The 14,147-nt window shown below is 27.2% G+C and carries 10 protein-coding genes; 2 read left to right on the plus strand and 8 right to left on the minus strand.

Annotation, left to right across the window (positions count from 1 at the left end; genetic code table 11):
- The 8 genes from ACY1IQ_RS16870 to ACY1IQ_RS16905 form a co-directional block, all read right to left on the minus strand.
- A complete protein-coding gene (locus ACY1IQ_RS16870; RefSeq protein WP_461615066.1) occupies positions 1-2,136 on the minus strand; it encodes a radical SAM peptide maturase, CXXX-repeat target family in 2,136 nt (711 codons plus the stop codon).
- A 73-nt stretch (positions 2,137-2,209) separates the two neighbouring features.
- A complete protein-coding gene (locus ACY1IQ_RS16875) occupies positions 2,210-3,982 on the minus strand; it encodes an ABC transporter ATP-binding protein (protein WP_461615067.1) in 1,773 nt (590 codons plus the stop codon).
- A gap of 390 nt (positions 3,983-4,372) precedes the next feature.
- A complete protein-coding gene (locus ACY1IQ_RS16880; RefSeq protein WP_461615068.1) occupies positions 4,373-6,823 on the minus strand; it encodes an ABC transporter permease in 2,451 nt (816 codons plus the stop codon).
- Entirely contained in the window at positions 6,817-7,521 is a 705-nt protein-coding gene (locus tag ACY1IQ_RS16885) for an ABC transporter ATP-binding protein (RefSeq protein ID WP_461615069.1), read from the minus strand. The genes ACY1IQ_RS16880 and ACY1IQ_RS16885 overlap by 7 nt, the downstream gene beginning before the upstream one ends.
- A 570-nt stretch (positions 7,522-8,091) precedes the next feature.
- A complete protein-coding gene (locus ACY1IQ_RS16890) occupies positions 8,092-9,027 on the minus strand; it encodes a siderophore ABC transporter substrate-binding protein (protein WP_461615070.1) in 936 nt (311 codons plus the stop codon).
- Positions 9,028-9,160: 133 nt separating this feature from the next.
- Positions 9,161-9,916 carry an iron ABC transporter ATP-binding protein gene (locus tag ACY1IQ_RS16895; RefSeq protein ID WP_461615071.1) on the minus strand — a complete coding sequence of 252 codons (756 nt, stop codon included), beginning with the start codon at positions 9,914-9,916 and terminating at the stop codon, positions 9,161-9,163.
- On the minus strand, positions 9,916-10,863 hold the full coding sequence (locus ACY1IQ_RS16900; RefSeq protein WP_461615072.1) for an iron chelate uptake ABC transporter family permease subunit: 948 nt from the start codon (positions 10,861-10,863) through the stop codon (positions 9,916-9,918). The genes ACY1IQ_RS16895 and ACY1IQ_RS16900 overlap by 1 nt, the downstream gene beginning before the upstream one ends.
- Positions 10,853-11,806 carry an ABC transporter permease gene (locus ACY1IQ_RS16905; protein WP_461615073.1) on the minus strand — a complete coding sequence of 318 codons (954 nt, stop codon included), beginning with the start codon at positions 11,804-11,806 and terminating at the stop codon, positions 10,853-10,855. Before ACY1IQ_RS16905 ends, ACY1IQ_RS16900 begins: the two co-directional genes overlap by 11 nt.
- 358 nt (positions 11,807-12,164) lie before the next feature.
- Here ACY1IQ_RS16905 and ACY1IQ_RS16910 point away from each other — a divergent pair, with 358 nt between their 5' ends.
- Together ACY1IQ_RS16910 and ACY1IQ_RS16915 are read left to right on the plus strand one after the other, a co-directional pair.
- On the plus strand, positions 12,165-12,743 hold the full coding sequence (locus tag ACY1IQ_RS16910) for a helix-turn-helix domain-containing protein (protein ID WP_461615074.1): 579 nt from the start codon (positions 12,165-12,167) through the stop codon (positions 12,741-12,743).
- Positions 12,744-13,180: 437 nt separating this feature from the next.
- Positions 13,181-14,146 carry a fused DSP-PTPase phosphatase/NAD kinase-like protein gene (locus ACY1IQ_RS16915; RefSeq protein WP_461615075.1) on the plus strand — a complete coding sequence of 322 codons (966 nt, stop codon included), beginning with the start codon at positions 13,181-13,183 and terminating at the stop codon, positions 14,144-14,146.
- Position 14,147 lies beyond the last annotated feature (1 nt).

Consider the following 14,147-nt stretch of genomic DNA (forward strand, 5'->3'; position numbering starts at 1 on the left):
TTATTCTCCTCTCATACTTAATACTTTTTCTAATGGGTCAAGATAATTTATCTTACTTATAATATTACTAGGCTTCATAAAGTCTTCATTTACAAGCATTTCTTGAAGTTCTCTTGAAGCGTTTCTCTCTAAGTGACTTACTACGCATTGAATCTTAGATGGAATGTTGTATTCATTTGTTAATTTCTTATTTAAGAATTTACATCTTCTACATTGGTATGCGTCACATTCATGGCATATTCCAGCAGTTTCAAATTCCATAAGTTTAGGATTTTTTATTTTTATACCGTTATCTAAATCTCCAATATGGCTTTCTGGATCATCGAAATAAAAAGCTGGGCATATATATATTTTTCCATTTGGTGCTAATGTAAAAGTTGTATTTCCTGCATCGCAGTTACACATTGAGGTTTGCTCTATTCTATCTGTTAATATATTTAAATGAAGTGGCTCACCTTTCCTATAAGTATCTGTTGTAAAACTCTTAAGTTTTTCAAGTTGCCTTTTATATGCTTGTACATTTAAATCATTCCAGCTTTCAATATCTTCTAATATTACATTTACTCTTGAATGTTTCTCATAAAGTTCTGAAACATATTGTAAAATATTATTTAAATTGTCCTTATTTATAAGTAAAATACACATTCCTTCTGAATTTTCCAATCCTTTAATGGTATTGTCATAGACTTTTATAGAATATCCCTTAGATAATTCATCTTTACTATCTACTATTGATATGGCATCTTTTAATATATCTTTAGATGTTCCTAACATAACTGGTATAAACTTATTATTTGATGCAAATTCTAATGCCTTCTTTAAAGTTTCATCACAAATTACATTATTAGTATTTTTAAAATTTCTATAAGTGCAATGCGGTGTTATATTATCTGAAGCTATAATTTGAAGATACTTATGTTGACTCCACTTATCATTAGCCCTCTCTAATTTTCTTCTCTCTGATTCGAGCCCAGTAACTTCTTCGAACTTGCTCCAGAAATATTTATTTGCTCTTACATTTGCCTTATGCATTTTACATTGGAAAATTGCCCTCTGATAAATAGTATCTGTATCAGCAGCATCATAATTAAAGCCTGTACACCATGCGCAACCTGTAGCAACATCACATTCAACACAATCATTAGGACTTTGAGCTTTTAAGGATAACACGCTAAAAGGTCTTAATTTGTCATGGTCTATACCTGTATCTACATGTCCTATTGATAAACCTTTTTTACTATTTAAAGTAAAATCTACAAATCTTACGCAAGGATATATTTTTCCATCTGTACTTATAGCTGTCATTTTCCCTGCACCACAGAAGTTTGAATTTTTAAGCTCCTCTGTTAATGGGAATCCAATATTAGGATCAAAAAATCTTACTGAATAATCTTTCCAAAGTTTATTATCTAGTATATAATCCGCTAACTCTCTAAGTTGTGTTTCAAATATTTGGTCATCTCCTTCATGCCAAACATCTTCAAAAACTATATTTGCAGCAACACTTTTTATTCCTAAATTCCAAAGGCTTATTACACTATCTTTTATATAAGGCAAATCATCATGAGCAAAAGTAGCCTTAGTTTGGGCATCTGGAAATTGTTCAATCCATAATGGTACCTTTTTTACAACTTCATCATAAGAGCCGCTTCCATCAGGGAATACTCTTTGCATATCATGCTTTAACTTATTTCCATCTATACTTATTCCTATTGATACATGATTTCTATTTTTAGTTATATATTTTTGTACTTCTGATGAATCGTATAATAACCCATTTGTTGAAAAACTAAATCTATAGGAATTAAACCAAGGATGATTTAATAAAAACATTTGTTGTTTGATGTAATCAGACACTTTATCTATAAGCTCTATCTCTAAGAAAGGTTCTCCTCCTATAAATTCCCATACTATAGATTCATTATTAAAAAACTCTCTATCATTAAGAATATAATCTACTGCTTTTTTCGCTGTTTCAAAAGACATTTTCTTAAAATTGTTTTTACCAATCATATAGCAATATTTACATGCTAAATTACAGTCCTCTGTAATAGAAAATGTTATATTTCTGGCCTTTCCATCTATACCATGCCATGCTTCAGCCAATGTACCCATTTTAATTGCTGAACTATTCATTTTATCACTCCTAAATATTTATTATTTTATATAAACTTTATAAATACATTTGTTTTATTATATTTTTTAAATATTATCCAACTTCTTGTGGTATATTTAAAAGCTCCATGTCTGCTTCATAAAGATTCTTATAAATATCATTACTGTTTATTAGATTATTATGAGAGCCTTGTCCAACAATTTGCCCATTATCAATAACTACTATTTCATCTGCATCTATTATTGTAGATAATCTATGAGCTATTATTATTATGGTATGTTTCTTTGATATTAGATTTAAAGATTGCTTTATAAAATACTGAGATTCATTATCTAAAGCTGATGTTGCTTCATCAAATAATATTATCTTAGACTTCTTTATAAGTCCTCTAGCTATAGCAATTCTTTGCTTTTGTCCTCCAGATAAATTTACTCCATTTTCTCCAATTATTGAGCTATATTTATTAGGAAGAGACATTATAAACTCATGTATATATGCTGATTTACAAGCATCATAAACCTCTTCATCTGTAGCACTGGAATTCGCTATTTTTATATTCTCCATTATTGATATATTAAATAGAAAAGGATCTTGTCTTATAACTGATATGTGACTTCTTAAAGATTTTTCATCAAACTCCTTAATATCTATATTGTCTATAGTTATTTCTCCAGAATCATAATCATAAAGTCTTAAAAGTAAATTTAAAATAGTACTTTTTCCTGCCCCACTTTTCCCTACTATTGCTAATTTTTTATTGCTCATAACTTGAAAGTTTATATCCTTAAGTACTTTCCCATCTTCACCATAACTAAAAGAAACATTGTCAAATTTTATATCCCCTTGAATTTCCATTATGGATTTCTCTCCAAAATATTCATTAGAATAACTTAAATTATCCATAAGTCCAAATATTCTTTCTAACGAGGTTAGAGCTTGTTGTATTGTTGCATTCATTTTTGTAATATTCATAAGAGAATTGGAAAACTGCTTTGAATAAGAAGAAAATGCTATAAAAAGTTCAAGAGGTAATATTTTATTTATAACAAAATACCCTCCTATGCCCATAACTAAAACCGAAGATGTAATGTTAACAAAACTAGATAAATCATGAGCCACTATATTTGTAAGTGCCATTTCTATTCCCTTATCTTTAACATCATTAGAAATATTATCAAATTCCATAAAATTATGCTTTTTTATTCCAAGACACTTTACTTCTCTAATTCCTTGAAGTGATTGCTGTACATTACTAAAATAGTAATCTGTTATATTTTTTAGCTCCATACCCTTTTTCTTGAGTTTTTTACCATACTTCACAAATATATAGTATGAAAAAGGGAAACACGCTATAACTACAAAAGCAAGTCTTATATTAATCTTAAATACAACAAATCCTATTACTATAGCTTTTAAAATATCTATTATGGTATTTACAAATTGAAATGTTATTATGTCACTAAGTGCTGCTGCATCATTGTGAAGCCGTGATATAAATTCTCCTACTGGCATTTCATCAAAAGCCTTAACTGGAAGATTTAATATCTTACCATACATATCACATTTTAAGTCTTTAACGATATTATTATTAAGATAAGTTTCAATGGATGAATAAAAATGCATAATTGCTAATTGTGACAAAGATACAATTGCTAAAAACACTAGACACTTAACTAAAATATCTAAATTTCCTTGTGGCAAACTAGAAATTAGAACTCCAAATATATATGGTTCTATTAAGCCAAAAATTATACTTGATGAAATACATATGAAGAATAGAAGAAGTCTAAGTTTATAGGGTTTTACATAAGTAAATGCTCTTTTTAAAAGCTTCATATCGTCTTTACTCAAAAACTTTATTTTCATATAAATAGCTCCTTAAACTTAGTAATAATTTCTATGGTAATATATTGAAATATTATCATTTATTTCAATATGTGTAAAGCAAACCTATTATTCAAAATATTCTAATAATTGATGTTATACCTAATTATTCTTGTATACCATTCATTCTCTCGTTTTTTCATTTATTCCCTATATTTTTCAAAATATTTTATAATAATTAATAAAATATTAACTAATTATGTAATATTCTTGAATTTTTCTTTTCTTATAACTTTACGTAAAAAATAAAATTAAGGATTTTCAAATGCAAATATTGATTTTAAGCTAAGTTTACTATAAATAAAAGTACTAAGGAATTTATTGCATGAAATAAATTCCTTAGTACTTTCTATAAATAATTAATATATATTTTTACTCTGCGCTTTTTAACGATTCTACCATATTAATCTTCTTTAATCTTTTATACATAACTACATTTACTAAACTTGAAAATACTATAGTTAATATAGCTGAGTATATAAAACTCATAGTTTTAATTTCACGAGAAAACATTACCATATCAGTTTCTGCTGTTGTGATTACATATTTATGAAGAAATACACCTAATATTAATCCAACTAAAGTTCCTATTATTGATAATATGATATTTTCTCTATAAACATATCCTGCTACTTCTTTATCGTAAAAACCTAAAACCTTTATGGTAGCAAGTTCTCTCATTCTTTCACTTATATTTATATTTGTTAAGTTGTACATTACAACAAAGGCAAGAGCACCTGCTGAAGCTATTAAAACTAATATCACTGAGTCTACACTATCCATAGTTTTTTTAAAACTATCACTTATACTGCTAGTAAAATTAATAGTAGTTATTTTAGGATTTTTCATCATCTCTTTAGACAATTTATCTTCCTGATCTACATCCTTATTCTTTAATTTAGATGAAAAAGCATTATAATTAACCTTATCATCAAATAACTTTTCATAATACTTAGGAGACATATAAACGTAATGACTAACGTAATGCTCTGTAATATGATTTACTTTGGCATTTACAGTTTTATCGTCTAATGAAATTTCAATATTATCTCCTTCTTTGATATTTAGTAATTTTGAGAGTTTCTTAGTAATTACTACTCCATTATCGCCAATATCTATTTTACTATTCTCTTCTCTTAAATTAATAAATTCACCAAGTTTATCTACATCTTTAGGAATTAATATATATCCTTCAACACTAGAATTCTCTTCATTATTATTTTTTACTTTTATGTTTTTTTCAAAGGATAAAAGTGAATCTTCTATTTCATCATAATCTTTAAGTTCATCCATAAATAAATATTCTTTATCTTCTTGAATGCTTTCTCTTAAATATCCTTTTAAATCATAAGTATAAATTTCTCCAAACTGTTTTTCTGTTACTGCAACTATAGAATCTTTTAATCCAAAACCTGTAATAAGAAGAGCAGTACAACCAGCTACCCCTATTATTGTCATAAAAAATCTTTTCTTATATCTAAAGATATTTCTTGCAGTAACCTTTTCTGTAAAGGACATTCTCTTCCAAATAAATTTTATTCTTTCTAGTAATATTCTTTTACCTGCCTTTGGTGCCTTAGGTCTCATAAGTATTGCTGGTACTGCTACTAACTCTTTTATAGATGCACCTACTGCTGCAAGTGTAGTACAAAAAATAGCTACCAATGCTGAAGTTATTGCTAAATCAATATGAAAATTACCTGCTACTGGAGGAATTGTATACATTATTCTATAAGCATTAAAAATAAGAAATGGGAAAATTTTAAATCCTAAAATTACTCCTATAATACTGCCTATAACACTTGCTGTAAAAGCATAAATAAAGTATTGAGAAATTATAGAAAATTTGCTATATCCTAAAGCTTTTAAAGTTCCTATCTGAATTCTGTGTTCCTCAACCATTCTCGTCATGGTTGTAAGACATACAAGAGTAGCCACTAAGAAGAATATTAGTGGGAAAGCAGTTCCTATAGCTTTTATTCTATCAGAGTCATCTTGAAATCCTCTAATTCCTTCATTGTTATCTCTAGTTTTAATATACCAGTTCTTATCTACAGCTTCTATTTTTTCCTTTACTTCATTAACTAAATCTTTATACTCATCTAAAAAAGTATTTTTTGACTTAGCATCATCAACTATAATAGATAACTCAGTATATATGTCTTCTATTTTTACCCCTGGAATTTCAGGAATTTTAGGAAGTGCTAATTCCTTTGCAGATTTTTCGCCTATTTGAAAAAATCCACTAGTTGAACCATTTCCTAAGGAATTTGCTCCTCTTTGATATGTATTTATATATAATGGACTATTAACAATACCTGTTATTTTAAAATCTTTAGTCCCATTAACAGTTTTAATTTTAATATAATCTCCTATTTTTAAGTTTTCTTTTTCAAGATATGTTTTTTCTGTAACTACTTCACCTTCATTAGTTGGCATAGTACCCTCTACTAATACAGGATTATTAACAGATTTCTCTCCTATTTTTAGGGAATGTATCTTTATTGCTTTTTCACTATCATCATTTATAGCTAAGGCATCAAAGCTATATCCTCCATAAACTTCAGAAACTCCTACAATTTTTTTAACTTTGTCTATATCCGATTCTTTAAAACCATTTAAAGATTGTATAGTCAAATCTGCAGTATTATTATCATCTAAATACTTATCTGCTGTAAACTTCATTTCCGGACTTGTAGCTCTAACTCCTGCAAAAAAAGCTACACCTATTGCTACAATAATTAATATGGAAAGAAATCGTGATTTAGATCTAGTTATTTCTCTTAAAATATTTTTCGTAAGTGCATTTTTCATTGTTACCATTCAATCCTTTCTACAGGCATTGGATTGCTATTAATGGATACACTATCAACTTTACCATTTTTAACTTTAATAATTTTATCTGCCATAGGTGCAATTGCCAAATTGTGAGTAATAACTATTACTGTCATGCTCTGTTTTCTACAAGTATCTTGTAATAACTTTAATATAGATTTTCCTGTAGAATAATCTAAAGCTCCAGTAGGCTCATCACATAATAATATTTTAGGATTTTTAGCAATCGCTCTAGCTATAGAAACCCTTTGTTGCTCTCCCCCTGATAATTGAGAAGGGAAATTATTTCTTCTATCCTCAAGCCCTACCTCTTTAAGTACTTCCTCTGGATTTAAAGGATTCTTACATATTTGAGTGGCTAATTCTATATTTTCAATAGTATTAAGGTTTTGAACTAAATTATAGAACTGAAATACGAATCCTATGTCATATCTCCTATAAGTAGTTAACTGTTTATCATTATATTTGCTTATTTCATTGCCATCTACCATTATTTGTCCTTCACTAGGAGAATCCATTCCTCCTAGAATATTAAGTACAGTACTTTTTCCTGCTCCACTAGGCCCTACAACTACAACAAACTCACCCTTATCTATTGAAAAATTAACTCCATCTACAGCTTTAATTTCTACTTCTCCAGATTTATAAGTTTTCTTTACATCTTTAAGTTCTATGTATTTATTCAAAAATTTCTCCTCCTACTAGGTCAAACTTTTACCCTTTAATTATAGCATAGCAGTTTACTTAAAATAATTTTTTATATTTTATCATAAAATCTATAAGAAAGTATATATAGATAAACTATCTTATTAGTTAAGAATTAATAATGAAAAATGAAGAATTTATAGAAACTTCTCCCTTATAGGAGAAGTTTTTAATTGATTCATTTTAAAGTTAAACAGCAAATTTTTGTAGAAAAATCTATATAAAGAAATTAATTTATAAAGAATTAATTTCAACCATAATTCTTCATCCTTCATCTTTCATTCTTAATCACCATAGTCTTTCCATAGTATTAGTTAATTTTATTAGTGTTGTTTCAAGTTATGCTGCACCTCAGGGGAACCCTAAAGGGCTTCACTTCTGTTCCCCAGAGGTGAAAAAGCTAACAATTGTATTGCTAGTAAAAAATCTATTAATATCTTTCCCAATGTACACTATATAATTATTAATAAAAAAAGAAACTATCCAGATGAATAGTTCCTTTTTAAATTAATTAGAAAAATTAATTGTGACTTCTAAATTTTAAATATGACTTATTTAATAGCAGCATCTACTTCTTCAATCATTTTCATAGTAGAGTTGAATCCACCTGTAGAGATGTACCAAACTTGTGGATCAAGATATATAATATTTTTATCTTGATATGCCTTTGTAGTTTTAAGTAAGTCATTTTCGAAAACTTGGTTTGCTGATGTTTTACCACCTGCTATAGCTGTTCTATCTACAACAAATATATAGTCTGGATTTTTTTCTACTATATATTCAAAAGAAATCTTTTGTCCATGATTAGTATTATCAATGCTGTTATCAACAGGTGTAAAACCAAATCCTTTATGGATAACACCAAATCTTGATTCTGGACCATAAGCACTAAGAGCTCCATCATTAGCTAAAGTTATTAAAGCATTTTTTCCACTTTTAGTTGCTTTTTCATTTAGATCCTCTATAGCTTTATTAATAGTTTTAAGCTCTTTTTCTACAACAGATTCTTTATTGAAAATTTCACCTAATGTATTCATATTCTTAGTGAATGATCCCATATAATCTTTGTCATCTATTGAAAGGTATACTGTTGGAGCAATTTTGTTTAACTCTTCGTATACTTTTGCTTGTCTACCTGATATAAATATTACATCTGGCTTAATTTCATTGATTTTCTCAAAATTTGGCTCAAATAAAGTTCCTGCATCTATATATTTTTCATCTTTATACTTTTCAAGAGCCGCAGGAAGATTTGACTTTGGTACAGCTGCTATCTCAATACCCATTTTATCAAGAGAATCTATTATACCGTAATCGAATGCAACTACTTTTTTAGGATTTTTATTTATCTCTGCTTCTCCTAATTCATGAGCAATTTTTAACTGACCACCTTGTGGAGAATCACTACCTTTAAATTTTGAAAAACCAAATACAGCAACAACAGCTAATATTAAAACTCCTGCAACCATAGTAACTTTTTTGTTCATATTCTTTCACCTCATTAAAGTTTTTGTTATTTAAATTTATCTTTTATGATAGATTCAGCTATCATGAAAACTTGTCTTCTTATCTAATGCAAAATATACTACTCATTTCTAACTAGCTATTTTATATAATTTATTAAAAATAGACACAAATTTTATTGTTTTCTATATTTTCTATTTTAAAATCCATTTCATAAATTTCTTCTAAAATAAATTTATCAATAATATAATCTGTTTTTCCTTCTTTCATAACTTTTCCATCTTTTAGTGCTACTATATAATCTGAGTAACAAGAAGCAAAATTGATATCATGTATAACTAAAATAATAGTTTTTCCAAAGTCTTTAACTAAAGACTTTAAAATCTTCATAATTTCCACAGAATGCTTCATATCTAGATTATTTAATGGTTCATCTAAAAGAATATACTCTGTATTTTGTGCAATAACCATGGCTATATAAGCCCTTTGTCTCTGTCCTCCACTTAATTGGTCAAGATATTTATTTTCCATATCTTTAAGCTTCATATATTCAATAGCATCATCAACATACTTCCAATCCTCTTTAGATAAATTTCCTTGACAATAAGGAAAACGCCCAAAACTCACTAATTCTCGAATAGTTAGTCTTATACTTATATGATTCGACTGCTTTAATATAGATATTTTTTTGGCAAGATCACCATTGTCCCACTCACCTATTTCTTTACCCTCAATAAATACTTGTCCACTATCTTTATCAATAAGACGACTGATCATAGATAACAAGGTACTTTTCCCTGCTCCATTAGGACCTATAAAAGATGTAATTTTTCCTTTGGGTATTTTTAATGATATATTATCTACAACATTTTTGTTGTTATATTGTTTTGATATATTCTTTACTTCTATCATTATTTATTCTCCTTTAATAAAAGATACATAAAATAAATGCCGCCAATAAAATTTATAATAACACTTAATGGAGTCTTTAAAGTGAAAATTCTCTCCACAATTAACTGTCCACCAATTAGAGCAATTATACTTATAAGCATAGAACCTACTAAAAGATATTTATGTTTGTATGTATTTAGAAACTCCTTAGTAAGATTTACTACCAATAGCCCTAAAAAAGTTATCGGACCTACTAAAGTTGTAGATACTGAAACTAAAATAACTATAACTATTAACATTCTTTTTACAACTTTATCATAGTCTACACCTAAATTTATGGCTTCATCTTTTCCTAGTGATAACACATCTAAAATTTTTATGTAGTCATAACAATAAGCTATAGCTAATATAACTACTATACTAGATAACATTAAATCATTTGTACTAACATTGTTAAAGCTTGCAAACATCTTATCTTGAATTATAAGAAATTCATTTGGATTGATTATCATTTGCATAAAAGATGATAAACTTTGAAATAATGTTCCAAATATTAGTCCTACTAACAATAAGAAAAAGATATTATTATTTTCTCTTTTAAAAAGCAGTTTATATAAAAGTATTGCAAATATAATCATTATGCCAACTGATAGGATAAAGTTTAAATTATTATTTACAACAAATATACTTTTAGCTCCAAATAAAAAAATTACAACTGTTTGTATAAATATATATAATGAATCTAACCCTAATACGCTAGGAGTTAATATTCTATTATTAGTAATGGTTTGAAATACCATTGAAGAAAAAGCGATTGATATTGCTGTTAAAATAATTGCAGCTACTTTTGGAATACGTCTTGAAAGAGCATAGCTTAAATCGTTAATATTTAGTCCTATACCTACAAATAAAACAATAAGTATTAATGATAAAATGGAAAGGAAAGTTATAATTTTTTTATGCTTCATGACCATTCCTCCTCATTACCATATAAAGAAATATAGCACTTCCTAATACTCCAACAATAAGCCCTATAGAAATCTCATAAGGATATATAATAATACGTCCCAGTATGTCGCAAGCCAAAAGGAATACTGCACCTAATAAAGCGGTATGTGAAAGATTATTTTTTAAATTGTCACCTTGATACAGTGCAACTATATTAGGGATTATAAGACCTAAAAATGGTATTTTACCAACAGTAATTACTACTACTGAAGATATAAGAGCAACAATAGTAAGACCAATATTTACAACTCTGTTGTAGTTTAATCCCAAATTTGTAGAAAAATCTTCTCCCATACCTGCAATTGTAAACTTATTTGCATATAAATAAGCAACTATTACAAGAGGAATACTTAAATATAAAAGTTCATATCTTCCTTTTATTATCATAGAAAAATCACCTTGTAACCAAGAAGCTATATTTTGAATTAAATCGTACTTATAAGCAAAAAAAGTTGTTATTGAATCTATTATATTTCCAAGCATTATTCCAACTAATGGTATAAATATGGCATTTTTATATTTTATTTTTTTTAAAATTTTCATAAATAAAAATGTTCCTGCCAATGCAAATATAAAAGAAACTATCATTTTATTTAAAGTACTAGCTGTAGTAAATATTATTAATGAAACTAAAATTCCTAGCTTTGCACAATCTATTGTTGCGGCAGTTGTTGGCGATACGAACTTATTGCGACTTATCTGCTGCATAATCAATCCACTTATACTCATTCCTATTCCAGCTACAATAATACTAATTAAACGTGGAATACGACTTAATAACACTATTTGAATTTTTTCTTGGTTAAAATTTAGTATATCTACGAATGATATGTCCTTTACTCCTATAAATATTGAAGCTACTGATAGAATAATTAGTGCTAGAAGTAGATATCGTTTTTTCATAGTTCCTCCCCTACACAAGTAGTTAATCTCTAGTTTGACACCTGCCTTTTTATATTGATATAATCAATTATAAATTATTGATTTTGATACTCATTATCAATAATTGTATAACTTTTTATAAATGAATTATGGAAATATATTTAGATTTTTATAAATATATTTATATAACTTTTAGGGGGGATTAACTTGTTTCGTTAAAAATTATATTTGTAAAACTATTGAAAAATTTTTCTTATGTACTCATATTCCAATTAAAGCTTTTAATTATGATGGAACATTCATTCATTCTGTAGGATATAATGAAAAATTAGAACATATATTTGATATAAATAATATTTATGAAGTAATTGAAAATAAGATGATAAATGAAAAAGAAAATTCTACAATAACTATAACTTGTTTAGATAATATTAAATTTACAGCTTGTTATATTTATCCGAACAATGTTAACAGAGGAATATATATTATTGGGCCGTATGTATCACACAAATCAAAAGATATAGATATTTTATATAAGCCTAGCTGCTGTATTCCTCACTTAATTTCATTACTTGGCAATATAGCAGAGGATAGTCCTTATATAAAACAAAAACAAGCTATTAGTAAGATTCCTTATAGTTTACATGTTAAAAAAGCTCTAGATTATATAGATGCTAGATATAATGAATCTATAACTTTGGAAGATATATCTGATTATCTTAAAATTAATAGATGCTATTTTTGCAGTATAATAAAAAAAGAAACTGGCAAAACATTTTCTCAACTTTTAAATGAAATTAGGATAGAAAAAAGTAAAGAATTATTACTTCAAGAGAACTCTTCTATATTAGATGTAGCTCTCTCTGTTGGCTTTAATAATCAAAACTATTATAATATGACTTTTAAAAAGCTTACCAATATGACTCCACTTGAATTTAGAAATAGTAAAGCTCAATAAAATATTTCATAACCCTTATATTAAATAAAACTTGTAGCGGCGAACATTTTTCGCCACTTTTTTTGTATATATCATAACTTAATATCAGTATAAAAAATATTATGGCTAACACTGCTCGCCCTACAGTTAGACAATGGAGAATTGAGAATGAACAATACATAATTGTGGAGAAACTCAAATGATTGATAATTAAGTTATAAATTGTAACTCTATATTGTTTTAAGTGTTTTTGAATAAAACATGAGCTAATAGCTTAAATTATATACGTATGTAAAAAATAAATTTTACTAAGGCATCTTCAAAAAATAATAGACCAGTATATTAGCCTATTTTCCACCTTTAACTAGCTATTTTATTTCATATGCTTAAAATATACTAATATCTTTGATCAATTATTTTCTTTCAGATGCCTAATTATTATAACGAGGTGAATAATGATGAAAAAAAGAGTTAAAGTAAGTCTATTGTTTTTTCTAATAATACCAATTATAACTATTCTTATTTCTTATTTAGGTAAATCCATAGAAACCTTTGGAGTACATACTGATGACACCAGTGTAAATCTTGTTTTAGATTCTCGTAGTGAACAAGAACCACCAAGTCATTTCCGTAAAACTTCCGATAAAGTTAATCTGAAAGATAATGAATCTTTAAATTTATCTGGATTAAATACCCTAAATATATCTGGTAGCAAGCAATTTTCCGAAAATGGTCTTGCTTTTATAAAAAAATCTATAGGAGATAAATTTCCCATAACTATTGTTGACTTAAGAGAAGAATCTCACGGATTCATTAATGGTATGCCTGTAAGCTGGGCTAACTCAAAGAATAATGCAAATATGGGATTAACAAAAGAAGAAGTTTTAGCTGATGAGCAGAAAAAACTACAAAACATTAAATTAAATGAGCCTATTGCTTTTTATAATCATCCTGGCAGGACAGTAATACCTACAAAGGTTCAAGATGAAAATGAACTTGTTAAATCTCAATCAATGTCATATGTACGTATTCCAGTTACAGATGGTAAATTACCTAAAGATGATATGGTTGATTATTTTATAGAATTAGTCAATTCACAGCCTAAAAATACTTGGTTACATTTCCATTGTAAACAAGGTATAGGAAGAACAACTACCTTTATGATTATGTATGACATAATGAAGAACGCTAAAGAAGTTAATTTAGAGGATATTATTAAAAGACAAGTATTATTATCAAATATGAGTTCAAGTAGTGCACAAAGATTTTATAGTGAAGAAAGAAAAAACTTTTTTACTAATTTCTATAAGTATTCTAAAGAGAATAATGATAATTTTAAAACTAATTGGTCTCAATGGAAGAAAAATTCATCTATCAATAGTAGCATGATTAAACAATCATGTGTTATGGATTTAGGCGCATAAT

This window comes from Clostridium sp. Marseille-QA1073, assembly GCF_054863625.1.